This is a genomic window from Streptomyces sp. 1331.2 (genome assembly GCF_900199205.1).
In the GTDB taxonomy this organism is placed as follows: domain Bacteria; phylum Actinomycetota; class Actinomycetes; order Streptomycetales; family Streptomycetaceae; genus Kitasatospora.
This window is the reverse complement of record NZ_OBMJ01000001.1, coordinates 7,284,014-7,302,912: the sequence shown is the minus strand read 5'-3', so window position 1 is coordinate 7,302,912 and position 18,899 is coordinate 7,284,014. Positions and strand designations below refer to the sequence as shown.

General features: G+C 72.5%; 12 protein-coding genes. 9 read left to right on the top strand and 3 right to left on the bottom strand.

What is annotated here, in order from left to right; translation table 11 throughout:
- The first annotated feature begins 136 nt into the window (after positions 1 to 136).
- Both CRP52_RS31665 and CRP52_RS31660 read left to right on the top strand, forming a co-directional pair.
- The gene (locus CRP52_RS31665) at positions 137 to 1,609 is read left to right on the top strand and encodes an endo-1,4-beta-xylanase (RefSeq protein WP_097239525.1); all 1,473 of its coding nucleotides are present in this window, start codon (positions 137 to 139) and stop codon (positions 1,607 to 1,609) included.
- A 35-nt stretch (positions 1,610 to 1,644) separates the two neighbouring features.
- A complete protein-coding gene (locus tag CRP52_RS31660) occupies positions 1,645 to 3,033 on the top strand; it encodes a non-reducing end alpha-L-arabinofuranosidase family hydrolase (protein ID WP_373560579.1) in 1,389 nt (462 codons plus the stop codon).
- Positions 3,034 to 3,134: 101 nt separating this feature from the next.
- On the opposite strand, the gene CRP52_RS31655 is transcribed toward CRP52_RS31660, so the two are convergent.
- Positions 3,135 to 4,166, bottom strand: coding sequence for a LacI family DNA-binding transcriptional regulator (locus tag CRP52_RS31655; protein ID WP_097239523.1), 1,032 nt, complete (start codon positions 4,164 to 4,166; stop codon positions 3,135 to 3,137).
- Between the two features lie 475 nt (positions 4,167 to 4,641).
- Between CRP52_RS31655 and CRP52_RS31650 the strand changes: the two genes are divergently transcribed.
- The 3 genes from CRP52_RS31650 to CRP52_RS31640 all read left to right on the top strand — a co-directional run bounded on the left by CRP52_RS31650 (position 4,642) and on the right by CRP52_RS31640 (position 8,124).
- Positions 4,642 to 6,093 (top strand): GH1 family beta-glucosidase, encoded by a 1,452-nt coding sequence (locus tag CRP52_RS31650; protein ID WP_097240494.1) that lies wholly within the window; start codon positions 4,642 to 4,644, stop codon positions 6,091 to 6,093.
- Positions 6,094 to 6,307: 214 nt separating this feature from the next.
- Entirely contained in the window at positions 6,308 to 7,558 is a 1,251-nt protein-coding gene (locus tag CRP52_RS31645; protein WP_097240493.1) for an arsenic transporter, read from the top strand.
- A 77-nt stretch (positions 7,559 to 7,635) separates the two neighbouring features.
- Positions 7,636 to 8,124, top strand: coding sequence for a universal stress protein (locus CRP52_RS31640; protein WP_097239522.1), 489 nt, complete (start codon positions 7,636 to 7,638; stop codon positions 8,122 to 8,124).
- 22 nt (positions 8,125 to 8,146) lie between these two features.
- Here the strand turns inward: CRP52_RS31640 and CRP52_RS31635 are convergent, their stop codons facing one another.
- Entirely contained in the window at positions 8,147 to 9,112 is a 966-nt protein-coding gene (locus CRP52_RS31635; protein ID WP_097240492.1) for a glycoside hydrolase family 6 protein, read from the bottom strand.
- Between the two features lie 320 nt (positions 9,113 to 9,432).
- Between CRP52_RS31635 and CRP52_RS31630 the strand changes: the two genes are divergently transcribed.
- Positions 9,433 to 10,446, top strand: a complete 1,014-nt coding sequence (locus CRP52_RS31630) for a LacI family DNA-binding transcriptional regulator (RefSeq protein WP_257032955.1) — start codon at positions 9,433 to 9,435, stop codon at positions 10,444 to 10,446.
- A gap of 126 nt (positions 10,447 to 10,572) precedes the next feature.
- Here the strand turns inward: CRP52_RS31630 and CRP52_RS31625 are convergent, their stop codons facing one another.
- The gene (locus CRP52_RS31625) at positions 10,573 to 13,566 is read right to left on the bottom strand and encodes a glycoside hydrolase family 48 protein (RefSeq protein ID WP_097239520.1); all 2,994 of its coding nucleotides are present in this window, start codon (positions 13,564 to 13,566) and stop codon (positions 10,573 to 10,575) included.
- A 422-nt stretch (positions 13,567 to 13,988) separates the two neighbouring features.
- On the opposite strand from CRP52_RS31625, the gene CRP52_RS40650 reads away from it, so the two are divergent.
- From CRP52_RS40650 to CRP52_RS31610, 3 genes are all read left to right on the top strand, one after another.
- Positions 13,989 to 15,998: a glycoside hydrolase family 6 protein gene (locus CRP52_RS40650; RefSeq protein WP_097239519.1), complete on the top strand. Its 2,010-nt coding sequence runs from the start codon at positions 13,989 to 13,991 to the stop codon at positions 15,996 to 15,998.
- 73 nt (positions 15,999 to 16,071) lie between these two features.
- Positions 16,072 to 17,616, top strand: coding sequence for a cellulase family glycosylhydrolase (locus tag CRP52_RS31615; protein ID WP_097239518.1), 1,545 nt, complete (start codon positions 16,072 to 16,074; stop codon positions 17,614 to 17,616).
- 103 nt (positions 17,617 to 17,719) lie between these two features.
- Positions 17,720 to 18,724: a LacI family DNA-binding transcriptional regulator gene (locus CRP52_RS31610; protein ID WP_097239517.1), complete on the top strand. Its 1,005-nt coding sequence runs from the start codon at positions 17,720 to 17,722 to the stop codon at positions 18,722 to 18,724.
- The last annotated feature ends 175 nt before the right edge of the window (positions 18,725 to 18,899 follow it).

Here is an 18,899-nt window from a genome sequence, read left to right as displayed (position 1 = left end):
GTCAGGGCGCGCCTACGCGTGAATTGTTAGCGCTCACAGGCGTGTCGACACGTCAGGACGATCCCTCCCGTCGGGACGAAGCGCCGGCCCCCACCGGCGCGGAGGCCGTTCCCCACCCAAAGGAGCACGATCCGTCATGTCATGGCTCACTCAAAAGAAACGTCCCCGCAACGTCCTGACGGCAGCCGCCTGCCTCGCCGTCAGCTCGGTCACGGTCATCGCCGCGAGCCCCATGGCCCACGGCGCCGGGGCGAGCACGCTGGGCGCGGCGGCGGCCGGCAGCGGCCGCTACTTCGGCACCGCGGTGGCCGCGGGCAGGCTCGGAGACTCGACGTACTCCACCATCCTCGACCGGGAGTTCAACACCATCACCCCGGAGAACGAGATGAAGTGGGACACCACCGAACCCTCCCGGGGATCGTTCAACTTCGGCCCCGGCGACACGATCGTCAACCACGCCGCCGCACACGGCCAGAAGATGCGCGGCCACACCCTGGTCTGGCACTCCCAACTGCCCGGCTGGGTCGGTTCCATCAACGACGCCGGCACCCTGCGCAACGTGATGAACAACCACATCACCCAGGAAGCCACCCACTACAAGGGCAAGATCTACGCCTGGGACGTGGTCAACGAGGCCTTCGCCGACGACGGCAGCGGCCGCCACCGCAGCTCCGTCTTCCAGAACCTGCTGGGCGACGGCTTCATCGAGGAGGCGTTCCGCACCGCCCGCGCTGCCGACCCCGGCGCCAAGCTCTGCTACAACGACTACAACATCGAGAACTGGTCCGACGCCAAGACCCAGGGCGTCTACCGCATGGTCAAGGACTTCAAGTCCCGCGGCGTACCCATCGACTGCGTCGGCTTCCAGAGCCACTTCGGCAACGGCGGCGCCCCGGCGAGCTTCCGCACCACCCTGGCCAACTTCGCCGCGCTCGGCGTCGACGTCCAGCTCACCGAACTCGACATCGCCCAGGCTCCCGCCAACGCCTACGCCGACACCGTCCGGGCCTGCCTCGACACCGCCCGCTGCACCGGCATCACCGTGTGGGGCATCCGCGACAGCGACTCCTGGCGCACCGGCGAGAACCCGCTGCTGTTCGACAACAACGGCAACAAGAAAGCCGCCTACGGCGCGGTACTCACCGCCCTGAACGGGAGCAGCGGCGGCACCCCGAGCGGAGACATCGTCTCCGGCGCTGCCTACACGCTCTCCGGCGCAGCCGCCGGGCGCGTCCTCGACGAGCCCGCGGGACAGAACGGCAACGGCACCCCGCTCCAGGTCTGGGACTCCAGCGGCGCCGCCAACCAGCAGTGGCGGGCCGACCGCAACAACGACGGCACCTACACCCTCACCAACCTCGCCAGCGGCCGGGTCCTGGACGAGCCGGGCGGCCAGACGGGCAACGGCACGAGGCTGCAGGTCTGGGACGCCAACGGCGGTGCCAACCAGCACTGGAAGGCCGCCCGCAACAGCGACGGCACCTACACCCTGACCAACGCCGCCAGCGGCCGCGCCCTGGAGACCCCCGGCGGGCAGACCGCCAACGGCACGGCCGTCCAGGTCTGGGACTCCACCGGCGGCGCCAACCAGCACTGGAGCTTCAAGTGAGGCGCCCGCGGGTGTCCCGCCCGCGGCTGTCCGTGATGCTCACCGCCGTGGTCGCGGCCGTGGCGGCCCTGGCGGCGATGCTCGTCGCCGGCCCGGCGGCCCAGGCGGCCACCAGCGGTGCCCTGCGCGGTGTCGGCTCCGGCCGGTGTCTCGACGTGCAGAACGCCAGTCAGAGCGACGGCGCGTCCCTGCAGATCCACGACTGCTCGAACGGGACCAACCAGCTGTGGACGGCCACGTCCGCCAACCAGCTGACCGTCTACGGCAACAAGTGCCTCGACGTCCCCGGCCACGCCACCACGGCCGGCACCCGGGTGCAGATCTGGACCTGCAGCGGCGGCGCCAACCAGCAGTGGCGGGTGAACGCCGACGGCACGGTGGTCGGCGTGGAGTCCGGACTCTGCCTGGACGTCGCGGGCGCCGGCACCGCCAACGGCACGGCAGTGCAGATCTGGACGTGCAACGGCGGCAGCAACCAGAACTGGACCGGCCTGTCCCCGTCCCCGCCGGGCGGCACCTGCGCCCTGCCGTCGACCTACCGCTGGTCCTCGTCCGGCGCGCTCGCCCAGCCGGCCAACGGGTGGGCGTCGGTGAAGGACTTCACCGACGTGGTGTACAACGGCAAGCACCTGGTCTACGCCTCGAACGTGAACGGCTCCTCGTACGGCTCGATGATGTTCAGCCCGTTCACCAACTGGTCAGACATGGCCTCCGCCCCCCAGACCGGGATGAACCAGGCCGCGGTGGCACCCACGCTGTTCTACTTCGCGCCCAAGAACATCTGGGTGCTCGCCTACCAGTGGGGTGCGTGGCCGTTCATCTACCGCACCTCCAGCGACCCGACGAACCCCAACGGCTGGTCCGCGCCGCAGCCGCTGTTCACCGGCTCCATCCCCAACTCCGGTACCGGCCCGATCGACCAGACCCTGATCGGCGACGACCAGAACATGTACCTGTTCTTCGCCGGTGACAACGGCAGCATCTACCGGGCGAGCATGCCGATCGGGAACTTCCCGGGCAACTTCGGCTCCTCGTACACCACCGTCATGACCGACACCGTGAAGAACCTCTTCGAGGCACCGCAGGTCTACAAGGTCAAGGACCGGAACCAGTACCTCATGATCGTCGAGGCCCGCGGCGCCAACGAGCAGCGCTACTTCCGCTCCTTCACCGCCACCAGCCTGGGCGGCACCTGGACCCCGCAGGCCGCGAGCGAGAACAACCCCTTCGCCGGCAAGGCCAACAGCGGCGCCACCTGGACCGACGACATCAGCCACGGCGACCTCGTCCGCAACAACCCCGACCAGACCATGACCATCGACCCCTGCAACCTCCAACTCCTCTACCAGGGCAAGTCCCCCGCTGCCACCGGCCCCTACGACCAGCTCCCCTGGCGCCCGGGCCTGCTCACCCTCCAGCGCTGAGCCCTCCCAGCTCCGCCACGGGGAACCCCCAGCCGATCACGGCTGGGGTTCCCTCCCCGTGAACAGACCAGGGGACGATCGGGGGCCTCCTGACGAGCCCGTCAGGAGGACTTCCGCACCACCAGCTCGGTCGGCAGCACCAGCCGGGACGGCTCCGCGCCGCCATCGCCGGCGATCTGCCGCAGCAGGAGTCCGGCCATCGTGCGACCCATCTGCTCGATCGGCTGGCGGACGGTGGTCAGCGGCGGGTCGAGGTGGCGGGCCACCGGCGAGTCGTCGACGCCCACCAGCGCGACGTCACCGGGCACGTCCAGGCCCCTGGCCCGCAGGACGGCGAGGGCGCCCACCGCCATCAGGTCGGAGGCAGCGAACACCGCGTCCAGGTCGGGGCACCGCGCCAGCAGCTCGCGCATCGCCCGGCGGCCGCCGTCCTCCGTGAAGTCCCCCGTGGCGACGAGGTGTTCGTCCCCGGGCAGTCCGGCCGCGGCCAGCCCCGCACGGTACCCGGCGAGCCGGCCCTGGGCGGCGTCCATGTCGAGCGGGCCGGTGATGGTGGCGATGCGGCGCCGCCCGCGCCCGGCCAGGTGCTCCACGGCCGAGCGGCCGGCGCCCACGTTGTCGGAGTCGACGTACGCCACCGGCTCCTGCGGCGAGCGCCGCCCGTTGAGCACGGCCGGTAGGCCCAGCGCGCGCACCTGGTCCGGCAGCGGGTCGTCCCGGTGGACGGAGACCAGCAGCACCCCGTCCACCCGCTGGGCGGCGAGGTACTGCTCGAAGCGCTGCCGCTCCTGCTCGGTACGGATCAGCGTGAGCAGCAACTGCTTGTCCGCCGCGCCCAGTTCGGCGCTCACCCCACGGATGATGTCCAGGAAGTAAGGCTCCGCGAACAGCCGCGCCTCGGCCTCGGGCACGACCAGCGCGACCGCGTCGGTCCGGCTGCCGGCCAGGGCCCGGGCGGCCCGGTCGGGCACGTAGCCGAGCTCCGCGATGGCCCGGCCCACCGCCTCCCTCGCCCGGTCGCTCACCCGCGACGAGCCGTTGATCACCCGGGACACCGTGCCCCGACCGACCCCGGCCCGGGCTGCGACCTCCTCCAGGGTCGGTCTTCCGGTCTGCCGTCCGCCCACCGCCACGCCCCCTCCCGCCCTCGGTCTCCCGCTGGCTCGGCTGCGCATCCTAAGACTTGATCCGTCATTCACCAAGGGGTGAGCTGCGGACTGTGCCTCGGCGAACAGGTGCCGCTGCACCCCGTTCCACACCTCGTCGGCCATGTGCATGGCCAGGGCTTTGGAGGCGTGGTGCTTGAGGTGCCCCGAGTCTTCCAGGTGCTTGTACGCGCACCGCTTTACGGAACAGCTCTGAGATCGCCGGACCCCGGTGCCGCCACGTCGCATCCCTGATCGGGAGGGAGGTGGCGTCGATCTGCCAACAGCGGGGCGGCCGAGGGCAATTCGGCGTCATCCCTTGACACCGGATCAGCTGAGGCAGGAACCTTCCGCGTGTGACGTGGGAGCGCTCCCACGTGTGCCGTCGGCTCGTCGTCAGGAGCAACCCGTGTCCCTTCCCCCCGACCGCCCGCTCCCCCAGGCCCCGTCCCAGGACGCCGCGCTGCCCCGCTTCCCGGCCGGCTTCCTCTGGGGCTCGGCCACCTCCGCCTACCAGGTGGAGGGTGCCACCACCGAGGACGGCCGCACCGCCTCGATCTGGGACACCTTCTGCCGCACCCCCGGCAAGGTCTTCCAGGGCCACACCGGTGACGTCGCGGTCGATCACTACCACCGCTTCCGCGAGGACGTCCGGCTGATGGCCGAGCTCGGACTGACTGCCTACCGCTTCTCCGTCTCCTGGCCGCGCGTCCAGCCCGCCGGCCGCGGCCCGGCCTCCCAGCGGGGCCTGGACTTCTACCGCCGCCTCGCCGACGAACTGCTCGCCGCCGGGATCACACCCGTCGCCACGCTCTACCACTGGGACCTCCCGCAGGAACTGGAGTCGGCCGGTGGCTGGCCCGAGCGCGCGACCGCCGAGCGGTTCGCCGAGTACGCCGCGCTGACGGGCGAGGCCCTCGGCGACCGGATCGGTCAGTGGACCACCCTCAACGAGCCCTGGTGCAGCGCCTTCCTCGGCTACGGCTCCGGCGTCCACGCCCCCGGCCGGACCGACCCGGTGGACGCCCTGCGGGCCGCCCACCACCTCAACCTCGGTCACGGCCTGGCCGTCACGGCGCTGCGCGGTGTGCTGCCCGCCGGGGCCCAGCTGTCCGTGTCGCTCAACCTGCACGTCCTGCGCCCGCTCACCGCCTCCGACGCCGACCGGGACGCGGTGCGCCGCATCGACGCCGTCGGCAACCGGGTGTTCCTCGGCCCGATGCTGGAGGGCGCCTACCCGGAGGACCTGCTGGCCGACACGGCCCACCTCACCGACTGGGCCTTCGTCCGGGCGGGCGACGAGAAGGAGATCCACCAGCCGCCGGACTGGCTGGGCGTCAACTACTACACGCCCACTGTCGTCTCCGCGACCGCCGAGGGCAGCGCCCCCGCCCGCGAGGACGGCCACGGCGGCGGCACCGCCTCGCCCTGGCCGGGGGCGGACCTGGTCGGGTTCCACCCGGCCCCCGGCGAGCGGACCGCGATGGGCTGGACCGTCGACCCCTCCGGTCTGCACCAGCTGCTGGCCGGCCTCGCCCAGCGGTACCCGCAGCTGCCGCTGGTGGTCACCGAGAACGGTGCCGCCTACCCCGACGAGGTCGGCGCGGACGGCACGGTCGAGGACCCGGACCGCACCGCCTACCTCCACGGCCACCTGGCGGCCGTCCACCGCGCCCTGGCCGACGGCGCCGACGTGCGTGGCTACTTCGCCTGGTCGCTGCTGGACAACTTCGAGTGGGCGTACGGCTACGACAAGCGCTTCGGCCTGGTCCACGTCGACTACTCCACCCTGGTCCGCACCCCGAAGGCCAGCGCCCGCTGGTACACCCGGGTGGCCCGCAGCGGCGAGCTGCACCCGCCGTCCGCGCCACCGAGCGGTGACGCCGCCCGACCCACGGAGCGCGACCACCCGTGAACCGCCCCCGGCCACTGCGCCGCGTCCCCGTGCGGGGCCCGCACCGGGGCGCCGTACGGTGGCGCGGCGCAGTGGTCCGGTCGGCCGTCGGCTCGGAGCGCCTTGCGTCCACCGGGTGGGCAGCGCGTACGGTTGGCCCGCACCGACCGGCCGTGACCTGGCGCTTGCGGTCGGTTTGCATGTCCCGTCACCGTCGCCTGCAAGGAGCAGACCCCTGAGTACGTCGTTCGCGGAAGCACTGTCCATCGGGTTGCTGGCGCTGGTGCTGGTCTGCGCGGTGGTACGGCCCTGGGGGTGGCCGGAGGCGGTGGTCGCGGTTCCCGCGGCCGGGCTGGTGGTCGCCACCGGCGCGATCTCGCCGGCGCACGCGGTGGCCGAGGCGGAGCGGCTCGGGCCGGTGATCGGCTTCCTCGCCGCCGTCCTGGTGCTGGCGCAGCTGTGCGACGACGAGGGCCTGTTCCGCGCCTGCGGGGCGTGGATGGCGCGGACGTCCGCCGGAAGCCCGCGACGGTTGCTGGCGCAGGTGTTCGTGGTCGCCTCGGTGGTCACGGCGGTGCTCAGCCTGGACGCGACCGTGGTGCTGCTGACGCCGGTGGTGTTCGTGACGGCGGCCCGGCTGGGCGCCCGGCCCAGGCCGCACGTCTACGCCTGCACCCATCTGTCGAACACGGCCTCGCTGCTGCTGCCGGTCTCCAACCTCACCAACCTGCTGGCCTTCGCCGCCAGCGGGCTGAGCTTCACCCGGTTCGCCGCGCTGATGGCACTGCCGTGGCTGGCGGCCATCGCCGTCGAGTACGCGGTGCTGCGCCGGTTCTTCGCCGCCGACCTGGAGGCGGGCGCCCCGGCCGGGGGCGCGGTGACGGCACCGGAGATGCCGCTGTTCGCGCTCGTCACCGTGATCTGCACGCTCGCCGGGTTCGTCCTCACCTCGGTCATCGGTGTCGATCCGGCCTGGGCGGCGCTGGCCGGAGCCCTCGCGCTGGCCGGGCGGGCGCTGGTGCAGCGGCGCACCACCCCGTTGGCGATCGTGCGCTCGGCCGCGGTGCCGTTCCTGGCCTTCGTGCTGGCGCTCGGCATCGTGGTCCGGGCCGTCGTCGACAACGGGCTGGCGTCCGCGCTCGGACGCCTCGTCCCGCACGGCACCTCACTGGCCGCGCTGCTCGGCACGGCGGCGCTGGCGGCGGTGCTGGCGAACGTCATCAACAACCTGCCCGCCACCCTGGTGCTGTTGCCGTTGGCCGTCCCGTCCGGCGCCGGGGCGGTGCTGGCGGTCCTGCTCGGGGTGAACATCGGCCCCAACCTCACCTACGCCGGCTCGCTGGCCACCCTGTTGTGGCGGCGCATCGTCCGCGAGCACGACACCGACATCGGCCTGGGCGAGTTCACCCGGCTCGGGCTGCTCGTCGTGCCCGCCGCCCTGGTCGTGTCCGTGGTGGCACTGTGGGGGTCGCTGCAGCTCTTCTGAGCAGGACGTCCGAGCCAGGACTTCCGAGCAGGTCCGCCGGGTACGAGGATCACCCGGACCATGAGGAGGATGAGCCCGTGACCGTCGTCGTCTGGATCACCGAAGGCACCTGGCCCGCCTGTGTGGACGCCGCCCGCGCGCACGCGCCGCAGGACGCGGAGCTCGTCCTGCTCCACGTCAGCGGCCAGGAGGTGCCGGGTGTCGCGCACGGCGCCTTCGCCGGCCTGCTCGGCCGCGGGCACCGCGAGCGGGACCCGGGCACCCGGGTGGAGGCCCTGGCGGCGGTCTCCGCCCGGCAGCTCCTGGACGCCGCGGCCGGGCGCCTGGGCCGACCGTGTACCCGCACGGAGCGCACCGGGCGGGTCGAGCGCGAGGTCGTCGCGGCCGCCGAGGGCGCCGAACTGCTGATCCTCGCGCGCGACGGCGACCGCACCCGCCTCGGGCCGCACAGTCTCGGCCCCGCGACCCGTTTCGTGGTCGATCACGCGCCCTGTCCCGTGCTGCTGGTCTGGCCGGAACCGGCACCCGGCACCGCGACCATCCCTTCCCCGCCTGACCGGCCGTAGTGGCGCCCTCGGTCGGTGGCCGTCAGTAGCCGTAGATCATCTTGTAGGCGACCTCGGGCAGGAACTGTCCGGCGCTCGATCCGGCTCCGGTGCCGCAGTTGCCGTCGGACTCACCCGGCGCCTTGATCCACAGCAGCATCTCGGCGCCGCCGCCCCACTGCGTGGGCGTGCCGATCCTGCGCCCGGCCGGGTTGCACCAGGCGCCGTCGGATCCGTTGCCGTTGCGGCTGGTGTCGACGACGAACGGCTTGGTGAACCCCTTCATCGACTGCAGGGATGCGTTGACGGCGTTGCCGTACGCGGTGTTCTGCGCGGTGGCGACGAAGTTGGAGACGTTCAGCGAGAACCCGTGGGCTCCGCTCACCCCGGCGTCGACCAGGTGCCGGGCCATGGTGTCGGCGCTCAGCCAGGCGGGGTTGCCGGCGTCCAGGTAGAGCCGGGTGTTCGGAGCCTTGGCGGCGAACTGCGTGATGGCGTTGCGCAGCATCGCGTTGCGCTGGGCGATCTGGGCGGCGCTCATGCAGCTCTCGTCGCCGAGCGAGTCGGGTTCGAGCACGACCACCGCCGGCCTGTTGCCGATGCCACTGGCGAAGGCGGCGATCCAGGTGGCGTAGTCGGCGGGGCTGCCCGCGCCGCCGCCGGACTGGCCGGCGCAGATGTCCCGGTCGGGGATGTTGTAGGCCACCAGGATCGGCAGTTTGCCCTTGGCGGCGGCCGCGCCGACGTAGGCCCCGGTCGCCGTCCCGATGGCACCGCTCCAGTTGCCGAACCAGCGCGCCGTCGGCACGTTGGCGATCGACGCCTGGATCGCGGGGGCGCGGCCGTCGGCACGGTTGGCGTTGACCCACTGCTGCGCGCTGGAGTCCGGGTCCACGTAGAAGCCGTCGGTCAGGGTGGGGACGGGCGCGACGGCGAGGGCGGTCGAGGGCTGGGCCACGACCGCCAGGGCGGTCAGTGCGGGGGCCAGGAGCAGGGAGACTCGGCGGATCGGTCGGTTCACGGGAGGGGTTCCTTCGCTTCGGGGGGGGTGGGGCCGGAGGGAGGTCGTGGGGGTGACGGTCGGATGCGGTCGGCCGGCGGGGTGGACCGGGGTGGACCGGGGTGGACCGCATCGTTCGAATGTTTCGAGCGCGTTACCGAATGTTGTGGGCAACCTAGAGCCGGACTGATGGCCCGTCAAGGGTTCCTGCGGGGATCCGCCCCTGCCCGTCGGCGGGCCGGCATCCGTGCGGTACGGTCGCCCGCGGCTGCGCTACGACAGCCACCCACGACGGAGTTCGCCCAGCAGGGGCAGTGCAGGAGGAACCCGTGGACAGAGCGGCCACGCTCGCCGAGATCGCGCAGGAGGCAGGGGTCTCCGCACCGACTGTTTCGAAAGTCCTGAACGGGCGCGCCGATGTCGCCCAGGCCACCCGGGAGCGGGTGGAGGAACTGCTGCACCGGCACGGCTACCGGCGGCGCGGCAACCGGCAGGCGAGCCCGCTGCTGGAGCTGGTCTTCCACGAGCTGGAGAGCGCCTGGGCGGTGGAGGTGATCCGCGGCGTCGAGAACGCGGTCCGCGAGGAGGGGCTGAGCATCGTGCTCTCCGAGTCCGCCGAGCGGCACGGCCCCGGCCAGTCCTGGGTGGACGGGGTGCTCGCCCGCCGCCCCACCGGCGTGGTGCTGGTGCTCTCCGACCTGGACCGCTCGCTGCGCGAACAACTCGCGCGCCGGGACATCCCGTTCGTGGTGATGGACCCGGCCGGCGACCCGGGCCAGGACGTGCCCGCCGTCGGCACCACCAACTGGGACGGCGGCCTCGCCGCCACCCGGCACCTGCTCGACCTCGGCCACCGCCGGATCGGCCTGATCGGCGGCCCCGCCCGGATGATGTGCAGCCGGGCCCGGACCGACGGCTACCGGGCGGCGCTCGACATGGCGGGCATCCCGTACGACCCGGAGTTGGTCCGCGAAGGCGACTTCCACCACGAGTCCGGACACCGGCTCGGCCTGGATCTCCTGGCCCTGCCGGACCGGCCCACCGCCGTGTTCGCCGGCAACGACCTGCAGGCGCTCGGCCTGTACGAGGCCGCCCGGGAACGGGGACTGCGCATCCCGGAGGACCTTGCCGTGGTCGGCTTCGACGACCTGCCGCTGGCCCGCTGGGTGGGCCCGCAGCTGACCACGGTGCGCCAGCCGCTGACCGAGATGGCCGAGACGGCGACCCGCCTGGTGATCGACCTGGCCCGCGGGGTGCGGCCCGGCACGCTGCGGGTGGACCTGGCCACCAGCCTGGTCGTGCGCAGCAGCACTGCCCCGCCGCGAACGGTGGACGGGCCGTAGGGTCCGTTTCGCAGGTCTTTCGGCAGCACGCGGATCGACGCCCGCGCCCGGGCCCCGCAGGCGTGCGCGGGGCCAGGGCGCGGGCTTGGGCGTGGACCCGGGCGCGGGCGTGGGCGGGTGCCCCGCTCAGCTGCCCGGGTTCACCGTCGGGAACAGCTGGGCGAAGGTGTCGAAGGCGGTGGCGATGTCCGCCTCGGCCCAGAACCGGTGGTAGGTGAAGCTCGGCGCGGCGCCCCCGTCGAGGTAGCTCTGCACCTTGGACCACTGCGGGTCGCCGGTGTACCAGGGGCGGATGGACAGGAAGGTGTTGCTCGCCGAACTGATCTTGGTGCCGTCCGGGTACGTGCCGCTCCAGCCGGGCGGCACGTACAGCCCCGCGTGGGTGGTCGGCGAGTACGCCTGGGTGAAGCGGCTGTAGTCGGTGCGGGTCTCGGCGGCCGAGTAGCCCAGGCTGTCGGCGTACTTGGCGTGCAGGGTGTCCAGGATGTTCTGGGCGAACTTCCGGGCACCGGCGCTACCGGACTTGGCCGCGTAGTACGCGAGGGTCTTGGCGAGCGAGCCGGCCACGCCGACGTCGGTGGCTGTGCCGCTCGCGGTGACGTGGAGGCCCGCGTTGCCGCCGGGGCTGGTGGCGCTCCAGGTGTCGGGGGCGCCGGTCCAGGAGAGCTTGTCGGGCGTGGTCAGGGTGCCGGTGGCGGGGTCCGCCTTGGAGACGGACATCGCCCAGGGGATCCACTTGTCGAGGATGGCCTTCGCCCGGGTGTCGCCGGTGGCGTAGTAGTACTCGGCGAACCGCTCCATCGACCAGGTCTGGAAGCCGAACCACTGGTTGGACGCCGGGTCGTGGTACTCGGGCTGCCAGTCGTAGTACAGGCCGTAGAAGGTCGGGTCGCCGGCGGGCGGTGCCGCGTCGTCGCCGTAGTTCCCGCCCCAGCTGTTGGTGGCGCCGCCGGCGATGCCGCCCTCGGTGGACTGCAGCCACTGGAAGAACTGGAGCTGCTTGTCCAGGCTGCCCGCCCAGTCGGTGGCACCGCTCGGCGAGAGCGGTTTCAGCCCGGGGTCGTTGGCGAGGACCCAGGCGGCCATCGGGTTCTGGTAGCCCTGGTGGGCGGTGGAGCCGGAGATCCGCCAGGACCAGCTGCCGTCGGCGGCCCCGCCCCAGGCGAAGTACCAGGTCAGCAGGCCGAGTTGCTCGTTCGCCTTGGACGTCCCTCCCGGGCAGGTGGTGGAGCCGAGGCAGTTTCCCGCCTGCTTGAAGTACTTGTCGTAGAGCGAGTAGCGCAGGTAGTCGCCGAGCTTGGCGGCCTTGGCGAGGGTCGCGGTGATGGCCGCGCTCTTGCCCTGCGACTTCGCGAACTGCTCCGCCCAGTAGGCGGCCTGGACCAGCCGGGCGTCCGCGTCGGGTGCGTCGGTGTACTTGTACTGCTTGCTGTAGTTCCCGCCGCCGTCGTTGTACAGGCTGAGGAAGCCGGAGCTGCTGCTGCCGTACTTGAACACGTCGCAGTCGGGCTGCGGAACCGTCTCCCAGACCGACTCCTCCGGGCCGCGCTGGAAGGTGTTGATGAAGCTGGGCTTGCTGGTGCCGTCCCCGCACTGCCCGAAGCCGTACTTGTTGTCGGTGTCGAGCAGCCAGGCCGGGGCGTACACGTCCGGGGTGCCGTAGGTGCTGTTCAGCTCGCCGGAGAGCGGGTCGGTGCCGACCGGCACGCTGCTGTTCAACTTGACCGGGTACTGGTCGGGTTGGGCCTTCTCGGCGCCGTAGGTGCCGGGCTTGGCCGGGTTGTAGGTGCTCTGGCCGGGCTGCTGGGTGTGGCTGGGGATCAGGTACGTCTCCAGGTTCGTCCAGGCGTTGTTGAAGGGCGTCCAGTCGCCGGTGACCCGTCCGTAGTCGGCCTCCAGCCACAGCCAGTAGCTGTAGGTCTCGGAGGTGGTCTCGTGGCCGTAGTCGGGAGCCTCCACGATCAGCGTCTCGACCGAGTGGTACGGGATGCCCTGGGGGCTGAAGTACCCGTTCGCGGGGTTCTTGATCTTGCTGTAGAGGTCCAGGAAGTACTGGTCGTAGCCCGAGCTCTTCGCCGCCTCGGTCACCGTGACGGCGCCGGAGCCGAAGCCGGTCGCGGAGGCGGTGAAGGTGGCGGTGCCGCCGACCTGGGCGGCGTCGGTACCGGCCGCGACGGTGACGGTCTGCGGGACGTTCCAGTTGGCGGGGGTGAAGGTGAGGGAGGCGCCGGAGGTGACGCTGAGGTCCGGGTCGCTGCCCGACCGGGCCACCGTCACCTTGGTGTCGGCGCTCGGCGCCTGGGAGAGCGCGACGGTGAAGGTGCCGCTGCTCCCCTGCTGGACGGCGAGCGTGGCCGGGCTGACCAGGACGCTCGCACCGGCCACCTTGATCGCGACCGGAGCGGAGGTCGTGGTCGCCCCGGCGTCGTCGGTGGCGACGGCGGTGACCGAGTAGTCGCCCGCCGCCACGTTCGCCCAGTCGGCGCTGTAGGGCGCGGTGCCGGCGCTGCCGATCAGGGTGTTGCTGCCGGCCCCGGTCGAGGCGTAGAAGTCGACCTTCGCGACGGTGCCGTCCGCGTCGGCCGCCGTGGCGGCCAGCTTCACGGTGGAGCCCGGGGTGAAGGTCTGCCCGGCGGCCGGGGAGGTGAGCGAGACGGTCGGGGCCTGGTTGGCACCGCGGCAGGGGGTGCCGTTGAGGGTGAAGGTGGTGGGGGCGGTGTTGGGGCCGGTGTAGGAGAAGTTGGCGCTGGTGGTGTAGCCGGTGCCGGGGTTGATGGTGGGGGCGTAGGAGGGGTTGGTGACGGTGACGGTGTGTCCGGTCTGGGTCCAGGTGCCGTTCCAGCCGTTCTGGAGGGTCTGGTTGCCGGGGTAGGTGTAGCCGAGGGTCCAGCCGTTGATGGGGGTGGTGCCGGTGTCGGTGATGGTGAGGTTGGCGGTGAAGCCGCTGCCCCAGTCGTTGCCGACGGCGTACGTCACGTTGCAGGAAAGACCGGTGGCGGGGGCCGCCGAGGCGGTGGGCACGGTGAGGGCGCCGCCCGCCGCGCCGGTCAGGGCCAGCGCGGTGGCCGTCGCGGTGATGGTGAGCCGGTTGCCCCTGGCCCGCAGGGTGTTGCGTCGCATGCGCGTCCTCCAGATGGGTGGGGTTGCGCCGCGCGGGTGGGGAGGCGCGGCGGACGGAGGTGTGGCGACATCGTGGGGTGGCGTGCCCGGCTTGGGAAGCGCCCGTCGGGCTCGGCAGCGCCGCCCGACGGGTCCACCGGAGGGGAGCACGGCGGCGACCAGCACGGACCCCCGGTCCCGGGGTGGCGGGCCGCCCGGCTCGACGGCGTGTAAGTTACAGCGGCTTGTGGGAGCGCTCCCGCATCTATTGACGGCGTTTCTCACACCCTGGCTTGATGTGAAGGGGATCGCGGCGCCCCGACTGGGCGCGTTCCCACCCGATTTCCGCGATCCGTTCCGCGCGCCCGTTCCGCGAACCCGTTCCGCGATCTCCCGTTCCGCGAACCCGTCAGGACTCCCCACCCAGCCGAAAGGACCCGGACGTGTCCCATCCCGTCCTGCGTCGCCTGCGCACGGCAGCGGCCGCCACGCTGCTCGGCGCCACCGGCCTGCTGCCGAACATCGGAGCCGCCACCCCTGCCCATGCCGCTCCCGCCCCCGCGGCCGGCATCCACGTCACCAACCCGTTCGCCGGTGCGACCGGCTACCTCAACCCCGACTTCGCCACCGAGGTCAAGGCCCAGGCCACCGCCGACGGCGGCGCGCTGGGCGCACTCGAAACCCAGGTCGCCGCCAACCCCACCGCCGTCTGGATGGACCACATCGGCGCGATCGCCGGCGACGCCACCCACCTCGGCCTGCAGGCCCACCTGGACCACGCGCTCGCCCAGCAACAGCAGTCCGGCGCGCCGGTCGTCTTCCAGGTCGTCATCTACGACCTGCCGGGGCGGGACTGCGCCGCCATCGCCTCCAACGGCGAACTCCCCGCCACAGCCGCCGGGTTGACCACCTACCAGACGCAGTACGTCGACCCGATCGCGGCCGTCCTGGCCAACCCGAAGTACGCCGGCCTCCGGGTGGCGGCCATCATCGAGCCGGACTCGCTGCCCAACGCCGTCACCAACCAGTCCAAGCCGACCTGCGCCACCGCCACCCCGTACTACGAGACGGGCATCGAGTACGCCCTCAACAAGCTGCACGCGATCCCCAACGTGTACAACTACCTGGACATCGGCCACGCGGGCTGGCTCGGCTGGTCCACCAACATGGTGCCGGCGGGCAAGGAGTACGCCAAGGTCGCCCAGGCCACCACCGCCGGGTTCGCCAGCATCGACGGCTTCATCAGCGACACCGCCAACACCACGCCGCTCACCGAGCCGTTCCTCACCGACCCGGAGCTCACGGTCGGCGGACAGCCGCTCAAGTCGGCCAACTTCTACCAGTACAACCCCGCGTTCGACGAGTACCACTACGACACCGCGATGTACTCCACCCTGGTGTCCAACGGGTTCCCGAGCACCATCGGCATGCTGGTCGACACCTCGCGCAACGGCTGGGGCGGCCCGGCCCGGCCCACCGCGCTCAACTCCTCCCCCACCACGGTGGACGCGTACGTCGCGGCCAACCGGGTCGACCGCAAGCCCTTCCGCGGCGACTGGTGCAACGTCAACGGCGCGGGAATCGGCGCCCGTCCGCAGTCCCAGCCGTACGGCGCGGGCAGCCCGATCATCGCGTTCCTGTGGGTCAAGCCGCCGGGTGAGTCGGACGGCGACTACCCGGACGCCACCCACCCGCACGGCGACCCGCACTGCGACCCCAACGGCACCCAGACCGACGGGAACGGCAACACCTACCCCACCGACTCCATGCCCGACGGCAACGTCCCGGCCGGACAGTGGTTCCCCGCGCAGTTCCGGCAGCTGGTGCAGAACGCCTACCCGGCGTTCGGCAGCACCGGCGGCGGCACCGGCCCGACCGCGCCGGGCGCCCTGACCGTCACCGGCACCACCAGCAGCAGCGTCTCGCTCGGCTGGACGGCGTCCACCGACCCGGCCGGCGTGACCGGCTACACGGTGTACCGCAACGGCACCAAGGTCGCCACCGTGACCGGCACCAGCTACACCGACTCCGGGCTCTCGCCCGCCACCGCGTACCAGTACACCGTCACCGCGCAGGACGCGGCCGGGAACGTCTCCCCCGCCTCCGCAGCGGTGACCGCCACCACGGCGACCTCGGGCGGTGGCAGCAGCAACGGCTGCTCCGCCACCTACGCGGTCGCCAACGACTGGGGCAGCGGCTTCACCGCCAACGTGACCGTCACCAACACCGGCACCGCGGCGACCAAGTCCTGGACCGTCAACTGGAGTTGGGCCGGCAACCAGCAGATCACCAACAGCTGGAACGCCACCACCGCCCAGAGCGGCAGCGCGGTCACGGCCACCAGCCAGTCGTACAACGGCGCACTGGCGCCGAACGCCACCACCAGCTTCGGCTTCCAGGCGACCTCCGCGGGCGGCAACACCGCTCCGTCGCTGACCTGCACCGCGAGCTGACCTCACCCGGCCGGGGCCGCACCGGCGGCCCCGGCCCCCACCCCGGCCCCGGCCCACCCCCGAGGAGCTCGGCATGCCCGGAACCGCACCTCCCCGTACCACCGCCGCCCTGGCGGCCGCCACCGCCGCGTGCGCCGCCCTGGCCGTACTCCCCCTCACCGCCTCGGCGGCCCCCGCCACCGGTCTTTCCTGCAACGTGACGTACGCCGTCGGCAACGACTGGGGCAGCGGCTTCACCGCCAACCTCACCATCACCGACACCGGCACCACCCCCATCAACGGCTGGACCCTCGGCTACACCTACCCCGGCAACCAGACCCTCCAGAGCGGCTGGAACGGCACCTGGACCCAGACCGGACACACCGTCACCGTCACCAACCCCTCCTACGCCCCCACCATCAACCCCGGCACCGGCTACACCACCAGCGCCAACTTCTCCTACACCGGCCCCAACACCGCCCCCACCACCTTCACCCTCAACGGCACCCCCTGCGGGCCGCAGTCGACCCCGTCGCCGCGCCCCACCCCCACCCCGACCCCCACTCCGCCCCCGAGCGGCCCGGCCCCGGCCGTGCACGTCTCGGGCAGCACGCTGGCGAAGGCCGACGGCACCCCGATCACCCTGCACGGGGTCAACCGCTCCGGCGCCGAGTTCATGTGCGTCCAGGGCCACGGCATCTTCGACGGCCCGGCCGACCAGGCCTCCGTCACCGCGATGAAGTCGTGGCGCGTCAACGCCGTCCGCGTCCCGCTCAACGAGGACTGCTGGCTCGGCCACGCCAACGTCGACCCCGCCTACGCCGGCCAGGCCTACATCGACGCGGTGCGCGGCTACGTCGACCTGCTGCACCGCAACGGCCTGGTGGCGATCCTCGACCTGCACTGGACCGACGGCGCGTACACCGGCCCGTCCGCGGGCTGCTCCGACGCCGACGCCACCTGCCAGAAACCGATGCCGGACGCCGCCGGCGCGCTCCCGTTCTGGACCTCGGTCGCGCGGACCTTCAAGGGCGACGACGCGACCGTCTTCGACCTGTTCAACGAGCCGTACCCGTCACGCGCCACCGGGAGCGAGGACAGCGGCTGGGCCTGCTGGCGCGACGGCGGCAGCTGCCCGGGGATCGGCTTCCGGGTCGCCGGCATGCAGGCGATGGTCGACGCGGTGCGCTCGACCGGGGCGGACAACGTCCTGATGCTGGGCGGTCTGGAGTACGCCAACGACCTCACCCGGTGGGCCGCTTACCAGCCGGCCGATCCCCTGCACAACCTAGCCGCGTCCTGGCACTCGTACAACTTCAACAGCTGCAGCACCGGCTCCTGCTGGGACGCGCAGATCGGCCCGCTGGCAGCCCAGGTGCCCGTCGTGGCCGGCGAGTTGGGCGAGAACGACTGCGCGCACGGCTATCTGGACACCCTGCTGCCGTGGCTGGACCGGCACGGCGTCTCCTATCTCGCCTGGACCTGGAACATCTGGGACTGCAGCAGCGGCCCGGCGCTGATCAGCTCCTACGACGGCACGCCGACGGCCTTCGGCGCCGGCTACCGCGCCCACCTGACCGACCTGACCGACCTGACCGGCCTGACCGACCTGACCGGCTCAGGGCGTCGGATCCCTTGACGCGGGTCGTTCAACCGACCAAGCTGACACACGTGGTGGCCTGCTGTGGGGCGCAGGTCCGGGGTGCGGTTCCCGTGTCGAGGATCGATCCAGGACGGCCTCCGTGTCCCAGCCCTTCCCGAGCACCGACCCCGCTCCGACCCTGGCCGAGGTAGCCCGCCGGGCCGGTGTCTCCATCGCGACCGCCTCCCGCGTGCTGAACCGTTCCGCCCGGGTCTCCGCCGAGGTGGCGGCCCGGGTGGAACGGGCGGCGCGCGAGTTGGCGTACGTCCGCCGCCGGGCAGCCAGTGCCCGGGGGACGGGCGTGGTGGCCGTCGTGGTCTTCGCCGATCCGCTGCAGTACCACGCGGACACCTTCCCGGTCCGGCTGCTGACCGGGCTTCGGCGCTCCCTGCCGGGCGCGGAGCGGGAGTTGGCCGTCTTCACGGTGCCCAGGCGCTCCCGGCGGCCGCCGCTGGTGCGCTACCTGTGCGGCGGCCACGTCGACGGCGTGCTGCTGGTCGGCCCCTGGGGGGACACCGCGCTCATCCGGCTGCTGCACGCCGCCCGGGTCCCCGTGGTGGCGCTGGGCCGGCCGCCGGAGCCGGGCACGGTGGCGTTCGTGGACGCGGACAACCTCACCGGCGCCAGGGAGGCGGTACGGCGGCTGTGCGCGTCCGGGCGGCGGACGGTGGCCACCATCGCCGGGCCGCCGGACACCGCCGCCGGGGCGGACCGGCTGGCCGGCTACCACCAGGCGATGGCCGGGTCGGCCGCGGTCCGGCCCGCCGTGGCGTACGGCGACTTCAGCAGCGCCTCCGCTGAGCACGCGATGCAGTGGCTGCTGGACCAGCGCCCCGAGCTGGACGCCGTGTTCGCCGCCTCCGACCAGATGGCCGCGGGAGCCCTCAGGACCCTGCGCCGGCACGGCCTGCGGGTGCCCGAGGACGTGGCGCTGATCGGCTTCGACGACGCCCCCGTCGCGGCGCGCTGCCGCCCGGGGCTGACCACCGTGCGCCAACCGGTGGAGGAACTCGGAGCCCGCGCCCTGGAGTTGCTGCTGCGCAACCCGGCACCATGCGAATCGGTGGTGCTCCCCACCCGGCTGGTCGTCCGGGCTTCGGGGTGAACGCGCCCGGCACCTCCCCCGTCCTCGGCGCCGGACAGGCCCTTGTGGGTTCACCAGCCCCCGCTATAGTGCGGGCACGCCCCATCGCCGCTCCCGAGGACGCCCGGGCCGGCCGGGGTTGACATTTGTCATCTCGGGCTGGTGACGGGGCGGCACTGCCGAGCGCCGTCACCGG